The sequence below is a fragment of the Proteus sp. G2673 genome (assembly GCF_009915125.1).
Taxonomy (GTDB): Bacteria; Pseudomonadota; Gammaproteobacteria; order Enterobacterales; family Enterobacteriaceae; genus Proteus; species Proteus penneri.
In genome coordinates this window covers 307,963-329,866 of record NZ_JAABLT010000024.1, presented here as the reverse complement: position 1 = coordinate 329,866, position 21,904 = coordinate 307,963, and the positions used below count along the sequence as shown (strand labels likewise).

20 protein-coding genes are annotated in these 21,904 nt (G+C 35.8%); 11 read left to right on the top strand and 9 right to left on the bottom strand.

From position 1 onward, the window contains the following. Genes GWI59_RS16485 through efeB form a run of 3 tightly spaced genes read left to right on the top strand, consistent with a single transcriptional unit; the run spans position 1 to position 3,005 of the window. A complete protein-coding gene (locus GWI59_RS16485) occupies positions 1-837 on the top strand; it encodes an FTR1 family iron permease (protein WP_006534979.1) in 837 nt (278 codons plus the stop codon). Next, on the top strand, positions 827-1,750 hold the full coding sequence (locus tag GWI59_RS16480) for an EfeM/EfeO family lipoprotein (protein ID WP_161725112.1): 924 nt from the start codon (positions 827-829) through the stop codon (positions 1,748-1,750). Before GWI59_RS16485 ends, GWI59_RS16480 begins: the two co-directional genes overlap by 11 nt. Then, positions 1,740-3,005: an iron uptake transporter deferrochelatase/peroxidase subunit gene (gene efeB, locus GWI59_RS16475; RefSeq protein WP_170110788.1), complete on the top strand. Its 1,266-nt coding sequence runs from the start codon at positions 1,740-1,742 to the stop codon at positions 3,003-3,005. Before GWI59_RS16480 ends, efeB begins: the two co-directional genes overlap by 11 nt. A 64-nt stretch (positions 3,006-3,069) precedes the next feature. On the opposite strand, the gene GWI59_RS16470 is transcribed toward efeB, so the two are convergent. Then, on the bottom strand, positions 3,070-3,759 hold the full coding sequence (locus tag GWI59_RS16470; protein ID WP_109399257.1) for an IclR family transcriptional regulator: 690 nt from the start codon (positions 3,757-3,759) through the stop codon (positions 3,070-3,072). Between the two features lie 231 nt (positions 3,760-3,990). On the opposite strand from GWI59_RS16470, the gene GWI59_RS16465 reads away from it, so the two are divergent. The 5 genes from GWI59_RS16465 (at position 3,991) to htpX (ending at position 9,593) form a co-directional block, all read left to right on the top strand. Next, positions 3,991-6,327, top strand: coding sequence for a molybdopterin-containing oxidoreductase family protein (locus tag GWI59_RS16465; RefSeq protein WP_115065116.1), 2,337 nt, complete (start codon positions 3,991-3,993; stop codon positions 6,325-6,327). Positions 6,328-6,329: 2 nt separating this feature from the next. Next, entirely contained in the window at positions 6,330-6,881 is a 552-nt protein-coding gene (locus tag GWI59_RS16460) for a 4Fe-4S dicluster domain-containing protein (protein ID WP_109847855.1), read from the top strand. 2 nt (positions 6,882-6,883) lie between these two features. Next, positions 6,884-7,702, top strand: a complete 819-nt coding sequence (locus GWI59_RS16455; RefSeq protein WP_006534989.1) for a dimethyl sulfoxide reductase anchor subunit family protein — start codon at positions 6,884-6,886, stop codon at positions 7,700-7,702. A 288-nt stretch (positions 7,703-7,990) separates the two neighbouring features. Continuing rightward, on the top strand, positions 7,991-8,551 hold the full coding sequence (locus GWI59_RS16450) for a LemA family protein (protein ID WP_072063622.1): 561 nt from the start codon (positions 7,991-7,993) through the stop codon (positions 8,549-8,551). Positions 8,552-8,627: 76 nt separating this feature from the next. Continuing rightward, positions 8,628-9,593: a zinc metalloprotease HtpX gene (gene htpX / locus GWI59_RS16445; protein WP_161671062.1), complete on the top strand. Its 966-nt coding sequence runs from the start codon at positions 8,628-8,630 to the stop codon at positions 9,591-9,593. A gap of 100 nt (positions 9,594-9,693) precedes the next feature. Here htpX and GWI59_RS16440 read toward each other — a convergent pair whose 3' ends face one another. The 4 genes from GWI59_RS16440 to GWI59_RS16425 all read right to left on the bottom strand — a co-directional run bounded on the left by GWI59_RS16440 (position 9,694) and on the right by GWI59_RS16425 (position 13,084). Next, positions 9,694-9,876 (bottom strand): DUF2526 family protein, encoded by a 183-nt coding sequence (locus tag GWI59_RS16440; protein WP_006534992.1) that lies wholly within the window; start codon positions 9,874-9,876, stop codon positions 9,694-9,696. Positions 9,877-9,963: 87 nt separating this feature from the next. Beyond that, a complete protein-coding gene (locus GWI59_RS16435; protein ID WP_109847857.1) occupies positions 9,964-11,196 on the bottom strand; it encodes an MFS transporter in 1,233 nt (410 codons plus the stop codon). A gap of 185 nt (positions 11,197-11,381) precedes the next feature. Further along, on the bottom strand, positions 11,382-12,152 hold the full coding sequence (locus GWI59_RS16430; RefSeq protein ID WP_006534994.1) for an ABC transporter permease: 771 nt from the start codon (positions 12,150-12,152) through the stop codon (positions 11,382-11,384). Further along, the gene (locus GWI59_RS16425) at positions 12,149-13,084 is read right to left on the bottom strand and encodes an ABC transporter ATP-binding protein (protein ID WP_072063626.1); all 936 of its coding nucleotides are present in this window, start codon (positions 13,082-13,084) and stop codon (positions 12,149-12,151) included. Before GWI59_RS16425 ends, GWI59_RS16430 begins: the two co-directional genes overlap by 4 nt. Positions 13,085-13,870: 786 nt before the next feature. Here GWI59_RS16425 and can point away from each other — a divergent pair. Next, positions 13,871-14,524, top strand: a complete 654-nt coding sequence (can, locus tag GWI59_RS16420; protein WP_006534997.1) for a carbonate dehydratase — start codon at positions 13,871-13,873, stop codon at positions 14,522-14,524. A gap of 73 nt (positions 14,525-14,597) precedes the next feature. On the opposite strand, the gene hpt is transcribed toward can, so the two are convergent. Both hpt and cueO read right to left on the bottom strand, forming a co-directional pair. Further along, positions 14,598-15,140, bottom strand: coding sequence for a hypoxanthine phosphoribosyltransferase (hpt, locus tag GWI59_RS16415; protein WP_036932823.1), 543 nt, complete (start codon positions 15,138-15,140; stop codon positions 14,598-14,600). Positions 15,141-15,299: 159 nt separating this feature from the next. Continuing rightward, positions 15,300-16,880 carry a multicopper oxidase CueO gene (cueO, locus tag GWI59_RS16410; protein ID WP_109847858.1) on the bottom strand — a complete coding sequence of 527 codons (1,581 nt, stop codon included), beginning with the start codon at positions 16,878-16,880 and terminating at the stop codon, positions 15,300-15,302. A gap of 213 nt (positions 16,881-17,093) precedes the next feature. Here cueO and GWI59_RS16405 point away from each other — a divergent pair, with 213 nt between their 5' ends. After that, complete coding sequence (locus tag GWI59_RS16405) at positions 17,094-17,444, top strand: YacC family pilotin-like protein (protein ID WP_072063629.1); 351 nt, start codon at positions 17,094-17,096, stop codon at positions 17,442-17,444. Positions 17,445-17,559: 115 nt separating this feature from the next. Here GWI59_RS16405 and GWI59_RS16400 read toward each other — a convergent pair whose 3' ends face one another. Next, complete coding sequence (locus GWI59_RS16400) at positions 17,560-18,597, bottom strand: AbrB family transcriptional regulator (protein ID WP_161725110.1); 1,038 nt, start codon at positions 18,595-18,597, stop codon at positions 17,560-17,562. A gap of 113 nt (positions 18,598-18,710) precedes the next feature. On the opposite strand from GWI59_RS16400, the gene GWI59_RS16395 reads away from it, so the two are divergent. Continuing rightward, a complete protein-coding gene (locus tag GWI59_RS16395; protein ID WP_161725108.1) occupies positions 18,711-19,121 on the top strand; it encodes a GNAT family N-acetyltransferase in 411 nt (136 codons plus the stop codon). A gap of 7 nt (positions 19,122-19,128) precedes the next feature. Here GWI59_RS16395 and GWI59_RS16390 read toward each other — a convergent pair whose 3' ends face one another. Beyond that, positions 19,129-21,900, bottom strand: a complete 2,772-nt coding sequence (locus GWI59_RS16390) for a hypothetical protein (protein WP_161725106.1) — start codon at positions 21,898-21,900, stop codon at positions 19,129-19,131. Positions 21,901-21,904 lie beyond the last annotated feature (4 nt).

Here is a 21,904-nt window from a genome sequence, read left to right as displayed (position 1 = left end):
ATGGGACAAGTTCTGTTTGTTGTTTGGCGAGAAAGTTTTGAGGCGCTATTAGTAGTAGGCATTATTTATGCGTGGATAAAACGTTCACCTGCACCACAACAAGGTATGAAATATTTATGGGGTGGCGTGGTATTTGGGTTATTTCTTGCCATTATTCTAGCGCTAAGTATATATGGCGTATTTAGCTCACTTGAAGATATATGGCAATCTCTATTTATGATCGCAATGGAGATCATCGCTTGTGTACTTATTGTACAGATGGTTTATTGGATGAATGGGCAAGGAAAATCATTAAAAGCAAATATAGAAAATGAACTCACCCAAAAAACACAGCAACAAAGTGCATGGGGTATTTTACTGATTATTGCTATTGCAATTGCCAGAGAAGGCAGTGAAGTTGTTGTCTTCCTCTCTAGCCATATTATGGCTCTCAATGCACAAACAGCACTGCCTTTCTTTATCGAAGTCTTTATTGGTTTACTTGTCGCAGCATTCACTCTATGGCTATTTTTACTGACATCAAAAGTTATTTCATGGCGCTATTTCTTTACCGTAACAGGATTTTTACTGCTATTCCTTGCCGTTTCTTTGCTATTAAAAGCCGTAGAAGAAATTGTAAATTTACTCATTGAAATAGATTTCGAATTACCTGATTTCTTTATTTACCCACTTTGGGATATTAGCCATATTCTGGATGATTCCAGTGTCTTTGGTAATTTTTTAGTCTCGTTTTTTGCTTATCGCTCTCAACCCATAGGTTTAAGCGTGGTGACATTTATTGTGTTTTGGGTGGTTGTTGCACTGTTATTTAAGCGAGGTGCTCGCCATGCTAAATAATGCAAAATCGAAAAGTAAAAATATCATAGCTTCTCTATTTATCTTGTTATTTTCTTTTCCCGTTTATGCCGAGAAAATTATTCAAGGTATTATTCAAGATAGCGAGACTATCGTTATTGCCAAAGGGGATATTCCTACCCCTGAAAAATTTAAAACTGATATTTTAAAGTACCGAGAAAAGGCCGTTGAGCAATTAACGCTAGTTGAAAAATCACTCGATAAATTAATCGAATATAGTGAAAAAAATCAGCTTATGAATGCTCAAAATGCTTATCAACAAGCACATTATCACTATGAAGTTATTCGCCCAATTATTGCGCTTTTTGGATCAAGCGAACGTTTATTAAATAACCGAGCTGATTTCTTCCTTGAAAGAGAAAACTCACCTCGTTTTTCAGGGTTTCATTTAGTTGAATATCAACTCTTTAAATTAAAAGATACGCAAAAAGCGACAGAGTCCGCAAAAGTACTATTAAGCGGTATTAGTGATCTAAAAAAACGTTTAGCTATTGAAGATATCCCCATTCCCAAATTAGTCCAATCGGCGGGTGATTGCTTAGAATTGATTTTAATTGACAAACTTGCGGGTATTGAAAATCAATATTCAAACAGCGATCTGGGTGATGCTTATGCCAATTTATCTGGATCACGCTTAATCGTAGCGATCTTATCTAATCATATTCCCCCTACTGAATATCAACGGCTTATCAAACAATATGACGATATTGGTGCTCTGCTTTTAAAATATCAGCGTGATGAAGGTTTATTCCAACCTTTAAGTGCCGTTCCTGAAACAGAAAAAAACTGGCTTTTCTCTCAAGTGACACAATTAGCAGAGCAAGTGGCAAACTTACGTGCCACCCTCGATATTGATGTTTACTATCACTATAAAGAAGCAAGTGATGAAAAATAAAACTCTCTTTAAACCATTATTAAAAAGTCCTGTGAACCTCGATAAACGTACAACGTTAAAGTGGTTAGGTGGGAGCTTATTACTCGCCAGTATAGGGGTTAATGCACAACAAAAACAATGTGCTTCATCGGTGCCCCGTTATCAACGTACGATTGCTTATTTAGGTAAACACCAAGCAGGAGTTATTACTCCAGAACAAAAACACGCCTCATTTATTGCTCTTAATCTAACAGTCACTACTGTTGATGAAGTGAAAAATATATTCGCAACTCTGACACAACGAATTGCGTTTTTAACACAATCTCGTGAACTAGAGCAGAGAGCAAACCCACATCTTCCTCCTGCTGAATCAGGTATTTTAGGAACACAATTATACCCCGATGAATTAACCGTCACTGTCGCGTTAGGTGATAGTTTTTTTGATAATCGTTTTGGTTTCCAGCCTAAAAAACCCAAACGCTTAGAGCCTATGAAACCCTTTCCTAATGACCGATTAGATCCAAAATGGTGTGGTGGCGATGTTCTACTCCAGTTTTGTGCTAATAGCCAAGAAAGCGTCATTTATGCGTTAAGAGATATTTTAAAATATCTTTCTGGTCAAGTTTATGCGATATGGAAAATTGATGGTTTTCTTCCTGCTCGCGATATTGATAATCACCAAACACCGATTAACCTTTTTGGTTTTAAAGATGGTTCAGGCAACGCGCCTTCATCTGATAATAGCCTGATGAACGCGCTAGTCTGGATCACGGAAGAACAAAAAGAGCCACAATGGTGTTTAGGCGGAAGCTATCAAGCAGTGCGTCTTATTCGGTTTGCATTGGAATTTTGGGATAGAACACCGCTTGAAGATCAAGAGAATAACTTTGGTCGTCATCGATCAACGGGTGCCCCAATAGGTATGAAGCAAGAGATGGACGATCCACAGTTTGAAAAAGATCCCCATGGCGACCGAGTGCTGTTTGATTCTCATATGCGAAGAGCCGAACCAAGAAATCCAGAGCGTTACAGTGCAAAACTACGCCGACGCAGTTACAGCTATTCATTAGGTTTAACACCTTCAGGCCAACTAGATATGGGACTTATTTTTATCTCATTTCAAAATAACCTTAAAAAAGGCTTTATTGATACCCAAAAACGCTTAGACGGTGAACCATTAGAGCGCTATATCAAACCTTTCGGTGGTGGTTATTACTTCGTGTTACCCGGTATATCTCAAGAAGGTGACATTCTAGCAAAAGGACTATTCGATTAATCAACACTCGATTTTAGGCACTTGGCATTGAATGCCAAAGTGCCTAAATAAGTTTTTTAGCAAATTAACGGCAGAAATGCGCCATTTTTGCTTTTAATGCATCACCTAACTCCATTTGCCTTTCAGGTTCAATAAATCCCATCGTCAATGCAGCCGCCACCATTTCCCCTTTTTTATTCAGTACAGGACATGAAATAGATTGTGCGCCAGGAATGCCTTCTGCTGGCTCATGACGAATAGCAAAACCTTGTTGGCGAATAGCATTTCGCTGCTTTTGTGATAACTCTGCTTCAATCAGTAAATCACTAAAGGTGGCAAAAACAGCCCCCGCGGCACTGACTTTATGAGGAACCGGCGTATCTGGTAAAAAATCGATATCCACATGTTTAAAACTGCGATTATATCGTGTTAAAAAAAGCTGGTTACCTTGTGCAATCACCAATCCTGTGGACATATTATGTTCATCTCTAAACTCACATAATAATTGATTAATTTCATCTATAATGGATTGCGGTTTTGGTGTCGCCTGAGCTAATAAAAGAATTTTACTCCCCAAGCAATACTGACTTCCGCCACTCTCTTGATACAACATTTCTGAGCGACAAAGTGAGACTAAATACTTATGTAAGCGACTTTTTGAAAGCGAACAGGCTTTTGCAATATCTGACGATCGGGCAATACCTCCATTCGAAGCAATAAATTCAAGAATGGTAATAGCGATATCAACCGAGTTAACTCCTTGAGAATTCTGCATTTATTTTTCCCACACCTATCCGTTGTTTACTTTGTTTTATGACGATATCCCATTATTCTTTTTTTGTCATTTTTACTAGTTTATTTCACTAAAACCTCATTTTTAATATGACTTTTTAGCCATTTTCTGTCGATTATTTTCTTTGTCTATTTTTAGATGATCTACCTCAATGTTAACTATATATGAATTGAGTTTATATATAGTTAACTTTTCTTGTGCGTGAGAATGTCTATGTCTAAAAATCAAAAGTGGGAATTAAATAGAAGAACGTTGTTAAAAGGAATGGGTGCCATTGGCGTAGCAGCCTTTTCTCCTAACGCGTTCAGTCTAGTTAATGAAAATAAACCCATATTTAACCAAAAACCACGGATAAAATTATCCGAATATAAAACCTTTCGTTCAACCTGTGCGATGGAATGTTTGCACTGTAACCTAACAGCTTTTACACATAAGGGGCAACTTATCAAAGTTGAAGCCACTGAAGGCTTTAATGTGAAATGCTGTTTACGAGGTATGAGTCGAACTAAGTGGGTATACCATAAAGATCGTTTAACCACACCTTTATTGCGTGTGGGTGAAAAAGGAAAAGCGGAGTTCAAACCTATTAGTTGGGATGAAGCGTTAGATCTCATTGAAAAGAATATTAGAGAAACCATTGATAAGTTTGGTAATGAGGGATTATTTATTTCCACTCATGCGGGCAATATGGACTCAATTAAAAATGATATGGGTAAAGCCTTTTTCGATTACTTAGGCGGTTCAACAAAACAAGCTGGCTCTCTTTGTTGCTCTGCGGTAACCGCGGCAATGATCCCAATGGTGGGTCTACGTTATGCAGATACTCGCGATACAGTAAAGGACAGTCGCTATATTCTTTGCTGGGGAAATAACCCCGCAGTTACTATGCAAGCGTATTTTAAAAACTACAACCAAGCTCGCAGAAATGGCGCCAGAATGGTGGTTATTGATCCTCGCTTTAATGAAACTGCAGCTAAAGCCGATGAGTGGATCCCTATCGTTCCCGGAACTGATACGGCACTTGCGTTAGGTATGATCAAAATTATCATTGAAGAAAATCTCACTGATAAGCCTTTTTTGCGTGCGCATACTGGTGCCGTTTACCTTGTTAACCCACAACAAAAACTATTACGTCAATCTGATGATGATAAAGATAGTTATCTCGTTTTTGATACGTTAAGCCAGCAGCTTGTTCACCATGAGACACCCAACATTGTTCCTGCGTTAACTCATGATGAACTACCTGCTAATGCTGATTATGTGACTGTCTTTGAGCAAATTTACCAACAAGCACAACCTTGGACTGTCGAAAAAACCAGCCAAGAAACGGATATCCCAAAAGAAACTATTATCCGTTTAGCGCGTGATTATGCCACCACCAAACCGGCGATGATTGTACAAAATATGTCAGGCGCTCAACGCACTGAATTTGGTGCTTATGTTGCTGCTAGCCAATTTTATCTTGCATTATTAACTGGCAATATCGGTAAAAAAGGCGCTGGAATTTGTGATGCGGGTGGCGCTCGTCAAATGGCAAAATTTAGCCCGATTATTCCACCAGCACCTAATGCAAAACCCATCAAACCTATCCCCGTTGCAAAAGTGGGTGATTGGATTGTCAATGAAAGACCACACCCAATTAACTTTTGGTGGATCATGACAATGGGCGTGATGACACAACTTCCTAATACGAATATGGTGCGTAATGCACTGAAAAAAGTGCCTTTCGTCGTTGTCGCTGATAACTTGATGTCATCCACGGCACTTTATGCCGATCTTGTACTCCCTGTTACCACTATTTTTGAAGATACCAGTTTAATGGCAGGGGTTCGTAGTCAATATGTACAATTAATGGAAAAAGCGGTTGAACCGCCAGGAGAAGCAAAACCTGATTATTGGATCTTTGCTCGTCTTGCTGAACGTTTTGGTTTTGGTGACGTGTTTAACCAACCAATTGAACACTATATTGATGCTTGTCTTAAAGGCTCCGGCATTACGCGTGACATGTTAGAAAAGGGCCCAGTACGTCCAGTTGAAGGCGACTGGATCCCCTTTAAAGATGGCATTTTCCGTACTTCAACAAAAAAAGCACACTTCTTTATTGAAGAGTGGCAGGATAAAAACTTCTCTCCTGTTGTCACCTATTATCCCGTAAAAGAATCGACAAAAGGCTCACCTGAACTTGCTAAAAAATACCCATTAATGGCAGTGCAACGCAAACTCGCTCGTAGTGTTCACTCTAGCCATGGTATGAATGAGTGGATCTTAGAAGTACAGCGTAATCAACCTAATATCCTTATCCATCCTAATGATGCCTTAGCCAGAGGAATTAAAGACGGTGAATGGGCTATTGCATTTAATGATCGAGGAGAGCACCGTGCGATTGCCGTTGTGACCACACATATTAAGCAAGGAGTCGTTTCATTAGATAATGGATGGTGGGAACAACAAGGCGGAAGCAGTAGTCATGTTACCAATGATCACGTTGAACCTTTAGGTAACGGTCATTGCTGTAATAGCACCTTAGTTAACGTAAGACGGGAGGCATGATCATGGCGAAGAAACAGTATGGTTTTCTAATAAATACCAAAGATTGCTATGGTTGCCGCACCTGCTCGATGGCCTGTAAATCCGAAAACGCCACGCCTCCAGGTGTATTGTGGCGCCGAGTTCGTGAATTCAACGAAGACCAACCTAATGCACAAGCTTTTATTACCATGTCTTGTAACCATTGTGACGATCCACAGTGTCTAAAAGTTTGCCCTGCTGACACTTATACTAAGCGTGAAGACGGCATTGTTGTGCAAGATCATGACAAATGTATCGGTTGTCAAATGTGCATCATGGCATGCCCTTATAACGCTCCGGTTTACGATCCAGTAGAAGGAAAAACCAGTAAATGCAATATGTGTGCGGATAGACTTGATGAAGGCCTAAAACCCCGTTGTGTTGAATCTTGCCCTACTGGCGCTATTGAGTTTGGTGAAATTGAAGATCTCCGTAAAAAACACACGACAAATTGGGCTTTATTAGAAAAACGCTATGGGGTTCCTGATCACACCATCAGTCATCCTAATATTGTCATTATTGGTATGGAGGATTAATCATGCATGATTATCAACTGCCGTTAGTCCTGTTTACAGTGATGAGTCAATGGGGCATTGGTGCGGTATTAGCACTTTCACTGTATCAATGGCAAAACCAAACTCAAAACGCTGCAATGTTAAGTACCAAAGCATTACGAACAACCATTGCACTCATTTGGCTGATCGAAGTTGTGGGTTCATCAATGTCGATGGGACACTTAGGTGATCCGCTCGGTGCTTATCGTTCTGTATTAGGTATTGCGCATTCTTGGTTAAGTCGCGAAGCGATTGCCTTTGTAATGCTAAATGGTTTAATTTCATTATGGGCGCTAGCCAGTTGGGTACAACCTCACGCTATTCGCCGTAATAGTCTGTTTGGATTGTTTTGTGGCGTTATTGGTTTACCTGTTATTTTAATTACAGCACAAATCTATTACCAAATGCAGGCTCATCCTCTTTGGCATACACCAGCAACACAAATTAGCTTTATTGGCACAGCGTTATTGCTTGGTTTTGGCTCGATGATCCCTTGGTTACGTTTACAAGGTAAAATCATTAGTAATTCATTAAAAGTAGGAACTTTAGTTGGTGCATTCTTAGTTCTCGTTGGTTTGGTTATGAGAACACAAGTGCCCGGAGCAGATGTTGCAAGCCTATTATTATGGTGGCAAGTGATTGCGAGTCTGATTATTGGTATCTGCATTGTTACGTTGTCTCACAACACGTCATTTACCAAAACTTCGCTCTCTATCATCTCTATTTTGATCCTCTTTAGTGGCGAGATCACAGGAAGAATGTTGTTCTATGGCAATGTAATGGCGCAAGCACCTTGGTTCTAAATATTTTACCTCTGAGTTAAATAGTCTCGTTAACACAATTATTTAACTCAGATTCATCCCTTATGTTTCACTTGGTATTTTTTATTTACCCTAGCATTACCTTTAATTTTGCCCCGAATTTATTCGGGGTATTTTTTATCTTACCCAATATTATTGATTTTACTTTATCAGCACTCTTTTTATTTTTGATGAAATAATCATCTAGCTATCTTTATCAATAATAGGCAAAATTAACATTAATGATTGAGCACAATTCCCTGTTTACGACTAGATAAGAGAGCGCTTCGCATGACTGGATTAATTATTACCATCGCGTTATTGGGTCTTATTTTTTATTATTACAACCGTATTATCTCTATGCGAGAAGCGGTTATCTCAAGCGAAACCGAAATTTCAGTGCAATTAGATCGTCGAGGCAAAGTATTTGATAGTTTATTAGCCACCGTTAAAAAATACCTTAGCCATGAGTCTGAAGTATTTACTAAAATCACTGAATTAAGAACACAAGCTCAAAGCGCAAATACTAAAGAAGCCAAAGCGGCGGAAGATGAATTATCAAAAATTGTCTCAAGTGGCGCCATTAATGTTGCAGTTGAAAATTACCCTGAATTAAAATCCGACACTATTATGGCAAATTTACAAGAAGAGATTGTTTCAACAGAGAATAAACTCTCTTTTGCAAAACGCGGTTATAACCGTACTTTAGAACAATATCGCGCTTTTATTGCTTCTATTCCTGCGGTGTTTATTGTCAAGATTTTCCCAAGCTTAGTTATTGATAAAGAGTACTGGCGCCTTGATGAAGGAACCATTAAAACGGAAGAAGCGCGCCGCATTAATTTTGATTAATTTTATAGTAATAAAAGATATTTATTACTTCTAGTTTGATAAGAATAGCACTTAACCGTGCTGTTTGGAGTCACCAATGGATTTCAGAAATGTTCTACGAAAAAACGCTATTCGAACTCGTTTTGTTATAGCAACATATTTACTCTTAATGCTGATGATTGGTTTGCTGGTGGATACAGCTATTGGCGCCAATCCTTATTTAGATATTACTGATAATATGTTGGCATTTCTGACGTTTCAATCTCTTCCCATTGCGACATTAATTATTCTCGCTATCTCGGTTTTATTGCTTATCTTTATTCATTTTAAGGGGCATAAAATTATGCTAACAGGAATGAATGCAAGATTAATTAGCCCAGATGAAACATTAAATGCACAAGAACACCAACTCCTTAATATTGTTGAAGAGCTTAGCTTAAGTGCAACTCTTGGCTACATTCCTAAACTCTATCTTCTTGATACACCAGAAGCGAATGCCTTTGCCGCCGGTTGGTCTGAGAAAAATGCCTTTATTGGTGTAACAACAGGCTTATTAAATCGTCTTAATCGCCAAGAAGTACAAGCTGTATTAGCCCATGAAACAGGGCATATTATTCATGGTGATTCACGACTGACGTTATATGTTGGCATATTAGCTAACGTTATTTTGACGGTAACAAATATCTTTGGTAGTCGCTTATATATTGCCTCTGGTAACCGTGGTGGTAAAAGTAATGATGCTGCAAGCAAAGCGCGATTAATTTTAATTGTATTAAACTTGGTTTTGCCAATCATTACACAGGTGCTCTATTTCTATTTATCCCGTACCCGCGAATATATGGCAGATGCTGCCGCGGTTGATTTAACCCAAGATAACCAAGCGATGATCAACGCATTAAAAAAAATTTCAGCACAGCATGATGCTGAAAATTTTGAAGATGGTTCAACGGGACGTGCTTATCGTAAAGCGGCCTTTATTTTTAATAAAGGAGACTCATTTTTCTCAACACATCCATCCATTGAAAATAGAATTGCGGTACTTGAAGGTAAAAAGACTTTTTGATCCGCATGATACAATGCAGTAAAAAGAAAAAAGCGTTTACACCGTTTTAATAAACCGGTAAAAACGCTTTTTTAATTCTTATTTCTTAACAAGAATCCGATTAATGATGTTTTTCACCGTGATGGAAAATAGCTGTGCGTAAACGCTCTTGTTGCTCATAACGTAGTGGAAATTCAATCGTTTTATCTTTACCTAATTCCACTAAAAGTTCATTCATGGTTTCAATACTGGTTGTCGCAATAGCATCATCCACCTGTTTAACCACTTCATCATAATGAGACATCTTTTATCCCCTTTCTTCATAAAATTCTTAATCGCTATCATATTACAAGTAAGGGGATTTCTGTATTTTTAGTCACATAAAGTGTGATTAAATTGAGTTAAGCGGCTTATTCTTTGTCTCTTTACCCAATAACATCACCGCTAATATTCCAATAACAATTGAAAAACTGAAAATAAGGAATATAGAGCTTATTTCAAATTGATATTGGACTAAGTATCCGACCATTAAAGGCCCTAATATTCCACCAATACGTCCTACCGCTGTTGCTGTTCCGGCACCAGTTGTTCGAATTCCATCGGGGTATTGTTCTGGCGTATAAGCATATAAAGCCCCCCAAGCCCCCAAATTAAAGAATGACAGCAACATGCCAAAAATAAGTAGCGTTGTTGTGGTATCCGCTATACTAAAATAATATGCGCTAATGGCAGTTCCCGCTAAATAAGTAACTAACACAAATTTTCGCCCATAACGCTCAATTAACCAAGCTGCCGTAAAATAACCAGGCAACTGCGCTAATGTCATAATAAGCACATATTGAAAGCTCTTAATTAAACTAAAGCCTTTTAACATGGCAACACTTGGTAACCACAAGAAAATACCGTAATAAGAGAAAACCACACAGAACCATAAGATCCACAACATTAACGTTGAGCGACGATATTGCGGCGACCAAATTAATGCCATTGATTGACGAATCGATAAACGTGTTTTTCTCTGTAAGATATGCGATGAGGTAGGTTCAGGTAATTTTGAACGTAAATAGAGAGCATATACCGCAGGTAAGGCGCTTAATAGCATAGCCATACGCCAACCATAATCGGGAATAATAAAATAAGCAATCAAAGCCGCGATTAGCCAACCGACAGCCCAAAAACTCTCTAATAAAACGACAATGCGCCCTCGTTCATGGGTTTCTACACTTTCACTAACAAGTGTGGAAGCAACAGGTAATTCCCCACCTAATCCCATGCCAATAAAAAAACGTAAAACAAGCACTACCATCAAAGAGCTGGCTAATGCTGTTAATCCACATCCCAAGCTAAACAGCAACAAAGTAAAGATAAAGACAGGTTTTCGCCCTTTTCTATCCGCCATAATGCCAAATACAAACGCACCAACAGCCATTCCAATTGAATTTATACTACCAATCCAACCCAATTGTGATGCCGTTAATCCCCAATCTTCTTTTAATGCCGTGAGTAAGAATGCGAGTAATCCCACATCCATTGCATCAAAAGTCCATCCCATGCCTGCAATACATAAAAGCTTATTACGAGAGATTGCCTCAGGTTTTTTACCTATTTGGCTTGCCGTTGTCATTACATATCCTTTTTATCCCCTATCAAAGTGTTTAGTATACTAAACAAGAAAAATCATTTTGTTAATACCTCGGCGAAAATTTAAAGAAAAATTAACATTTATGCTGAAAAAACAGTTAAAAAAAACCGGTATCTCTAATTAAGATACCGATTTAAACTTTTATCACTTTCTCTTTAGTTTTTTGATTAGCTTCTTAAACCGCGACCTTTTTCAATTAAATACCATGCAATAACGTAAAACACAGCAATGAAAAGGCATAGAACACTAATAGTTACCGTTAAAGAGACATCCGTGATACCCAGAAAACCGTAACGGAAGCCGCTGATCATGTACACAATAGGGTTTAATTTAGACACACCTTGCCAAAATTCAGGTAAGAGTGACAGTGAATAAAACACGCCACCTAAATAGGTTAATGGCGTTAAAACAAAGGTTGGGATAATACTGATATCATCAAAGGTTTTCGCAAAAATCGCATTTAATAATCCGGCGAGAGAAAACACAATTGAGGTCATCAGTAATGTCACCACGACCATTGTCCAAGAATGTATTTCCAGAGGCACAAAAAATAGTGAAACTAAAGTCACTAAAATACCAACGCAAATACCACGAGCGATACCACCGCCAACAAACCCGGCAATAACAACATGTGTTGGAACAGGTGAGACTAATAATTCTTCTATACTACGTTGAAATTTAGCACCAAAAAAAGAAGAGGAAACATTAGCATATGAGTTTGTTATTACTGCCATCATAATCAGGCCAGGAACAATAAACTGCATATAATCGACACCGCCCATATCGCCAATTCGTTTACCAATCAGGTTACCGAAAATAACGAAATAGAGAGACATAGTTATCACTGGTGGAATTAATGTTTGTACCCAAATACGACCAAATCGGGTAACTTCTTTAATCCAAATTGTTTTGAGGGCTACCCAATACAGCTGAATCATTCCCCCTCTCCTTCTACTGTGTGTTCTTCATTAACTAAGTGAACAAATAATTCTTCAAGTCGGTTGGCTTTATTTCTCATACTTAACACCTGAATACCTTGTGCATTAAGTTGAGCAAACACACCATTTAGTCCTTGCTCTCTTTTAACATCAACTTCTAATGTTGATGTATCAACCAAGCGATATTGATAATTTTGTAATTCAGGTAGTGGGCTTTTGGGTGCTAAATCTAAAATAAAGGTTTCAGACTCCAATTTACTTAATAGCCCTTTCATACTGGTATTTTCAACCAGTTCACCACGTTGAATAATACCAATATTCCGACACAGCATTTCGGCTTCTTCCAAATAGTGTGTGGTTAGAATAATGGTAGTACCTTCAGCATTTAATTGTTTTAAAAACGTCCACATTGAGCGACGTAATTCAATATCAACACCTGCTGTTGGTTCATCAAGAATAAGTAATTTCGGTTGATGCATTAATGCACGAGCAATCATTAAACGGCGTTTCATTCCCCCAGATAAAAAACGCGCTCTATCGTCACGTTTTTCCCATAAATCTAATTGGGTTAAATAAATTTCGGCACGTTCTAATGCTAACTTACGAGGAACACCATAATAACCAGCTTGATTGAGTACAATTTGCAATACGGTTTCAAAAGGGTTGAAATTAAATTCTTGTGGCACTAATCCTAATTGACGTTTTGCATTAACCATATCGGTATCGGTGTCATAACCAAATACTTTGACTTTACCGCTACTCTTATTAACTAAAGAGCTGATAATACCAATCGTGGTCGATTTGCCAGCGCCATTAGGGCCTAATAAAGCATAAAAATCGCCAGCCTCAACGGTGAGATTAATTCCTTTTAGCGCTTTTACGCCATTGTGATAAGTTTTCGTTAACTCCGTTAACTCCAATGCATACGTCATAAGTGGGAATTACCTTTTATCAACTGCATTATTCAGCATTGACTGAGCTGAAATCAGAAAATAAGCTTAGTTCAAAGAACAGAATGGAATAAGGTATTCTAGAGAATATTCCGTGGCAAATAAACCGTTTTAGGACTTATGACACAAACGAATAAATAAATATTTTTTAACTATTACAAGAATAAAAAATAAAAGATAAAGAGAAAGTAAATTAGCCATCAAGATGTAAGATTCTTTTATTTCTTACCAATATTCTGATGTTTTAATCATTTTATCCCTTAGTGCAATCATTTAGCCTAATTGATACCAATAAAATTATTGCCTTTGTTTCTCAAGTTTACTGATGAATATCATCTAACCATTTATCACCTTCAATCAATAATGTCTTTTATTTTTTATCATTCTCGCTTTCAGTGTAAAAATAAAACCAACAATCACAATCATTAATTTTATTTATATAACATTTATCAGCGTCTATTTTTTAATAATACAATATTAGATTTAACAAATAGTTATCTTTTTACATATTTGATTTACATCAAAGAATGTATTGATAAATTCATTAAACAAATGCTATAAAAAGTTCTATCTTATTTGAAAGCGAAAAATTACAAGCAATTATCTGTCACTTGGCTTTAAAAAGCCTTCTGATAAATTCAAAAGTAATGGTATAAAAATACCCTTTCTTAATGGATCTCTCGCATCCAACATTAACACAAGAGCTATTTCGTGTTGGCGTACTGTCAGCGCAAATGGTGGGAAACCGAATTTACAGGCAGTCACATCATGATGAGAAAGATTGAAGAGCTGTTAGCCAATAACAAGCAATGGTCAGAATCTGTTACTGAAGAAAATCCTCAGTTTTTTAAAGATCTCTGCAAAGGCCAAAAACCTCACTTTTTATGGATTGGTTGCTCCGACAGCCGCGTTCCAGCAGAAAAATTAATCAACGCGGCACCGGGGGACTTATTTGTTCACCGTAATGTGGCGAACTTAGTTATCCACACTGACTTAAATTGTCTTTCTGTGATCCAGTATGCTGTTGATGTATTACAAGTTGAACACATTATTGTCTGTGGTCACTATGGTTGTGGTGGTATTGAAGCAGCTATTGAAGGCACCGAATTAGGACTTATCAATAACTGGTTACTGCATATCCGCGATATCTGGTACAAACACAGTTCAATGTTAGGTGAACTTGCACCACAAGATAGATTAAACCGACTTTGTGAACTAAACGTTATCGAGCAAGTGTACAATCTCGGCCACTCAACGATTATGCAAGCAGCGTGGAAACGTGGACAAAAAGTGATGATCCACGGTTGGGTTTACGGTTTAAATAATGGTGAGCTACACGTTCTTGATGTTACTTCAGACAGTCGTGAAAAACTTGAACTTTCTTATCGTCAAGCGATGGCTAAATTGAGTCATCCACGTTAATAACGCACCTGCTGTTAAAGAACAAAAACCCGCTTAAATAGCGGGTTTTTGGCTTCTATGATAACTAGATATATTACTCATCTAATAACGTTACATGCCCAATATAAGGCAGGTGACGATAACGCTGTGCGTAATCGATGCCGTAACCAATAACAAATTTATCTTCGATGGAATAACCAATCCACTCAACAGGAACATCAACTTCACGGCGAGAGGGTTTATCCAATAAAGTACAGATAGAAATAGAAGCTGGCTCACGTAAGCTTAAAATCTCTTTAACACGATTTAAGGTATTACCTGAGTCAATGATATCTTCAACAATCAGAACATCTTTACCACGGATATCTTCATCGAGATCTTTAATGATTTTAACGTCACGTGTTGACGTCATACCATTACCGTAACTTGATACAGTCATAAAATCGACTTCATGGTTCACGTCAATTTCACGACATAAATCTGCCATAAAAATAAAAGAACCTTTTAACAAGCCGATTAAGACAAGATCATGTTGACCTTGGCGTGGGCGGTAATGTTCTGTGATTTCACGACCTAGCTCAGCAATACGCTGTTTGATCTCTTCTTCAGAGATCATGACATCAACAATATGTTTCATGATTAATTTCGATTGGGTTAACGGGGAAAGCAAACGATTGTACCAGAACTTCCCTCATCATGCGATGATCTGATTTAATGAAAATAAAGGCACAAAATATTAATCCCGTGCCCTTTATCAATTTATCTTACTGATATTGATGGTTTTTGTAGTGATTGATTATTTACTAACGGTAAAACCCGCCATCATTCCAGTATCTTCATGTTCTAATAAATGACAGTGTGCCATAAATGGGTGCGCTTTTGTCGCTAAATGGTCAAATTTCACAAGAATTTCGCTAAATTGTCCTTCAACTTTCACGATATCCTTCCAACCTTGGCGATGTTTCTCTGGTGTTCGACCGTTTTCAGATAGAATACGGAACTGTGTACCATGTACATGGAATGGATGCAACATCATATCGCCACGACCGGATACAACCCATTTTTCATAAACACCTTGCTTCACATCAAATGCTGGTTCTGTCATTGAGAATGGAATACCATTGATACTATTAGCATTATAGATATCTAAATCACCATTTCCATGACCGCAATTCATCCCACCGCCCATCATGCCATTACCGTTACCTTGGCGCATATGACTCATCCCATGATGAATACCCGCTAATGCTTTATCACCATAACGTTCTGTTAATAGCATCATACCTTGCATATCTAAACGCATATCCATACGTAAATGTAATGTCCGCGTTGAAATATTACTGAGTGTTGGTAATGCCGGAATTAATGCTAATTGATCAGGTAAAGTACCTTGTGCTTTTTCTGCTGACGGTAATAAACGCAACACAGGGAGTACATTATCAAATGGTGCTAACACCATACCCATTTGACGTACAGGTAAAGTGACAATATCAAAATCACGCCCATCAGACGTATCGACTAAAACTTCAAAGCGCTCCCCCATTAAAATAGGGAGTTCTGTTACTTTTACGGGTTCTGTTAATAATCCACCATCACTGGCAATCACATACATGGGTCTGCCATCACTTGTGGCAAGGTTTAAACTCCGCGCATTACAACCATTTAAGAAGCGTAATCTGATCCAGCCTTTTGGCACAATATGTTGTGGTTGAATAGCACCGTTGGTTAACATCATGTCACCAAACCAACCAATTGCGGCACTCATTACATCAAGTTGATAATCAATTTGTCCTTCACTGTCTAAACGTTTATCTTGCAAAATAACGGGTAAGTCATCAACGCCCCAGCGATTAGGCAATTTACGGTTTGCTGTTTCATCATCTTCAATAATCACTAGTCCGCCTAATCCCATTGCGACTTGTTGACCAGTAACACCATGGGTGTGAGGATGGAACCAGCACGTTGATTCAGCTTGATTTGGTGTAAAAGTAACAGTACGCGATTTTCCTGGTTCAATCATGGCTTGTGGACCGCCGTCTTCTTCACCACTAATTTCAAGTCCATGCCAGTGAACAGTTGTTGTTTCTGGTAATTGGTTATTGATATTAATGGTGACAGGTTGGCCCCGTTTCAGCTTTAGTGCAGGACCTAATAAACTGCCGTTATAACCCCATGTGGTTGTGCTTGCCGTAGGAATAAATTGAGAAACACCTTGTTGAATATTAAGAACAATCTTTTGTTGAGCGTCTGGGATAATTTGAGGTGGAATCGCCAATGAAGGCGTGTTACTTTGGGCGAACGCAAAACGACTCCAGCTCGGTAATAATGTGGCAGCACTTAATGTGGCGCCTAATTTTAAAAAATCTCGACGTTGCATAATGTATTCCTTTGAATAAAAATGAGTTATTTTTTTATCTATTGAAATAAAATGTATTAAGAATATTTGTAAACTATTACCAATGCTAAAGTTTCCCCTTACTGGAAGGTCAATTTAAAACCCAACAAAACATCAGGTCTTTGCAAAACTTTTAACTTTATTAAATCAAATAACAAAACTTGCGAAATCATCACACTGAGGAACGCACACCTAATGAAAAAAATGTTCGCCTTGTTCTGCACACTAGCGCTTTCTTTTACTATGCTCTTTTCTTCGAGTGCAAAAGCGTTAACCTACACGCAAGCAGAAGACTTGGCAGATTTAACCGCCATCTACTTTTTCCTAAATAAAGATTGTGGTTATGAGCAGATATCAAAACCAAAAATTGAAAGAGCGTTAATGGTCTTTTCTCGCTCACAACAATGGGATGTCAGTAATTACTCGACGTTGCCAATGAGTCAATTGAATGAAGATAGTTACAATGATTTAAAAGGCATTAAAGTGACACACAGTAAAAAATGCCAGCTATTAGCCAATAAATCGCTAAGTTTATTAAATTATTAATACTTGTGTTAACTCACAATTGGATAAATAAAGCGGGATAACCTCTTTAAATACCGTCGAGATATAAAATGACTGATAGAGAGGTTATCAAAAGATTTTTTTACCTTTCTTTATGCTAATTATTTTTCTTCTGTCTATATTCGTTCCAATACAAAGCAACTGATGGAATACTTTGAATAATCAGCATTCGAAAAATATGATTCGACATAACAAAAGCCGCATCCACATTCATAGTTATCGCCGCAAATGTCATCGCTTCCATACTTCCCGGCGCCCAAGCTAATACTAATGTAGCCCAAGGGACTCCTGTCAAATAAGCTGCTCCATACGCCACAATCACGGTTAAAATCACATTAATAATAACGACTTGCACAGAGGAAAAAGCATTTCTAATTAATGATGAAAGCGGGAAAACAACAAAGTGAGCACCAATATTCATACCAATTAACACCATGCTCAATTCATTAAGTAACATGGGAAAAGCAATAGATTCGCTAACAAATGATTGAACCAATATTGCACTACCTAATGAAGTCAACATAAAGGGTGCCGGAAATCGGATTTTCTGCAATAAAAGCCCTGAACCTAACCCTAAAATAACAATCAATAATAACCACAACAATGAAATAACGGTCATTTCAGGTATAGAAAATTCTGGCATATTAGCTTTATCAGCCCCCACAATAAAACCCGCCAGAATAATCAATACCATTAAACGAATGGTATGAGAAATAACAATTTTTTGCGGTGGTGTTTTCGTATGATCAGTTAATGCTAAAATAGCAGCCATAGCTCCTGGCACAGCACCTAACATTGATTCTTCTTTTGTCCAGCCAATATGGCGATGGAACCAAAAATAGCTCACAAAAAATTGAATGGCTAAGCAAACAACAAGAGTGAGTAATAGAATAATTAAATTATCAGCACTACCTAAATGAACTTGGTTAAACATTAAACCAATCGAAGTGCCTAAAGTGAGTTGAATAAACGTTAATGTATGTTTAGGAACCGCAAGCTCCCATTTAAAGCGATAAGCAATAATAACAACAAGGATCGGTCCAAACATCAGAGCCATAGGTAAACTAGAAAGGGTTAGTACACCACCAATTAATGCACAAAATAAAATACCTGGTAAAGTTTTTAAAAACGACATGTTGTGATATCCAGCTTTTTTAATTATTGTTTCCATCCTAGCACTTGTATAAATATTTAATAACCAAATAGTGATAATGTAATTATTATTTTTCTTAATATTAAGAGCCAAATATGTCGTTAAAGATCACCACAAACCCAACATCGAATGAGAACAATGAGATTTATGAAGGATTGCTAACCCACAATCTTCACTATATTCAGATAGAACAATACACACCACTTGCCGTTTTTAAGGAAGAGAGCGGTAAAAAAATAGGTGGGATCACAGGAGATATTTTAGGAAATTGGCTACGCATTCGTTATTTATGGGTAGATAAAGCCTATCGTGGAAAAGATATAGGAACAGAATTACTGCAAGCAATGGAACTTGCCGCAAAAGAGAAAGGCGCCAAATATGCAGAAGTGGATACCTTTAGCTTTCAAGCCCTGCCTTTTTATCAAAAGCAGGGGTTTGAAATATTTGGCATGCTAGAAAACTACCCAATTAGTGATAAAAAATATCACTTAAGGAAAGATTTATAATTATTTTTTATTTTTTCTTACTATTACTTTTTTTCTTACTCTTATTTTTTTCATTACTCTTATTTTTTTCATTACTCTTATTTTTTAGATCTCTATTAATCTCAATTACTATGCTATTTATTGCCATCTTAAAATTATCGGATGTTTTTTTATCTACTAGTTTTTCACTTTTCGTTATTTTAGCATTAATAAACTCATTTATATTTTTTCCAACTTCACTATTTATATAGTCTTTAATTAAAAAATTATTACATTTTATTTCTTTACTTTTTAAATTTAACCCAGAATAGAAAACCTTACTATTAGAATAGTTAAATTTAATTTTTGCATTATTATTTTCACTTTTATTAAACTCAAAAATTATAAAGGGACTTTCTATTTTAAAATATTTCATATTTTTATAATCATCAAAGTAGATGTCATCCAGATTACTTTCAAAAATAATATTAGATTGAAAATCCCCTCCATTATCGATATTAACTTCATTTGAGTTTTCACCTATATTTAAATTTATTGAGGATTCACCAATTGAAGCTATTTTATCTTTTGATTTGTTTTCATTGAATTTTAAATCCTTAGCGTTCTCTATTTTACTTTCTATTATCGATATTTTTCTTTCATTGTCTAATGACTCTTTACTCTCTTTATTTCTTTTTTCAACCCTTTCAATTTCACTTTTCAAAAAGTCAAAATCATACTTTTTGCCAATATTATTTCCCATAAAATCATTTATAATTTTATCTAATACTTTATTTTTTATAAGATTATTTCTCGTACTTCTTGATTTTCTATTTTCCTCCATTTTCTCTCTTACTTTATTTACAAATTCAAAGCCTGAACTAATACTATAACTATAGGTGTCTTTTTTATCTAACACTTCTCTATTAATTTCTTTATTTATTTTTTCCATCAATGATGAAACTGAATTATCTATTTTAGAATAACTTTCGTCAAAAATTATTGACATTGGTTCTTCTGGAACAGATTCATTAATCTTTTCTTTCATCGGTTCTAATTGATTTAACTCAGAGATATTATTTTTTAAAACATTCTCACTTTTCGATGTGTTATCTAATTTAATTAGATCATCATCTAAAAGCAATTCCTCCATCTTTGAAATGGAAATTTCAAATTCATTCATTAGCTCTTTTATATTATTTTTTATTGGCAATTCATAGCTTTCATCAATTTCATTTTTTTTATTTATATTTTCTTTTAATTTAGTTAAAAGATCTTTTATTTCATTATAAGAATCACTTTCATCAGCTTCTGCATTACCTCTCTCTTTTAACTGGTTTATAGAAGCTAAAATATTATGCATAGAGGTCATTATTTCTTGTGCTTCATTTGCATGAATATCAAAATCCGTGTTTACTTTCTTATCATCACCAGATAAAATCTCCTTAATTTCCTCCTCTATCAAATTAATTTCATTGTGTTTTTTCACTATTTCATCCATAGATGAAATAATATTTGAAATTTTATTTTCCGAATCATTGGAATATTCAATTAATATATTAATAATATCTTCTTCATTATGTTTACTTTCTAACTTATCAATTATTAACTTTAATTCCTTTTCTACATTTACTTTTATTTCGCTAATTAGTTTATCTGCTTCTTCCTCTGCCTTTTTTTTGATTCTATTTTCCTCTTCTACTTCTTTGTCTATTTTTTTTTCTACTCCCTTGTCTATTTCTTTTTCTACTCCCTCGTCTATTTCTACTTCCTCGTCTATTTTTACTTCCTCGTCTATTTTTACTCCCTCGTCTATTTCCTTTTCTAATTCTTCGTCCATTTTTAAAAAAAAATCATAATTCAATAATGTATTCAAATCTTCATTTTCACTTTCCCCAGCTACATCATTAATTATATATGTATCTATTTGCTTACCTGTATCTACTATCGTATTTGTTTTTATCGTATTATGGTTATCACTAATATATTTCCCTATCCATTCTTGCATTAAGTCATTAAAGTAATATTCACTACCCATATTTTTATTAAGTGCTATCATCATAATAGCTGATAATTTATTTTCCACTTCATTTTTTATATTATTATCAAACTTATCAAACAATTGAACTTCTTCAATACTTATAAGTAAAAAATTCATTGATTTTATAAAATTATCTCTTTCTTTTTCCGTTGAAAAGTTACTCATAAAGTCATACTTTTTATTTAAATGAATATTTTCAAATTTAAATTTTAAAAATATTAATTTAAAAATATTTTTTATACTTTCATCATCTATTGAGCTTATTCTAAGCTTCATAATTTCATTTAAACACTCTACAATTAATTTATTGTTAGAGTCTTCATTCTTTATATCATCTAGTCCTGAGAAAAAATCTTTAGCTCTTTTTACTTCAGTTAAATAATCACAGAAACTGTAAAAATCAAACTTATCATTTGCATGAGAAATTATTTTATTTATAGCATTTAAATTTTTATATTTTATTCCTTCCTTATCTTTTATTAAACTATATATTTCAGTGTTTTTTTTATCTATTTCATTAAAAATATTACTATATTGATTTATATCAACGACACCAGACAGTTTATTATTTTTTATATCCTTTATAAGAAAGAAAATCTCTAATTTATGGAATAGAGAAATTACCCCATGAATAAATCTCTTAGCAAAAGAAGGTGCAACAGGGGTATTCTTTATCTTGCTTATATTTTTTGTAAAAATATAACATTCTTTTTTGGGAAAAGAATGTTGTTTATTTAAAAATAAAATATTTTGTTCAAATATATTTTGTTTAATAATCATAGAT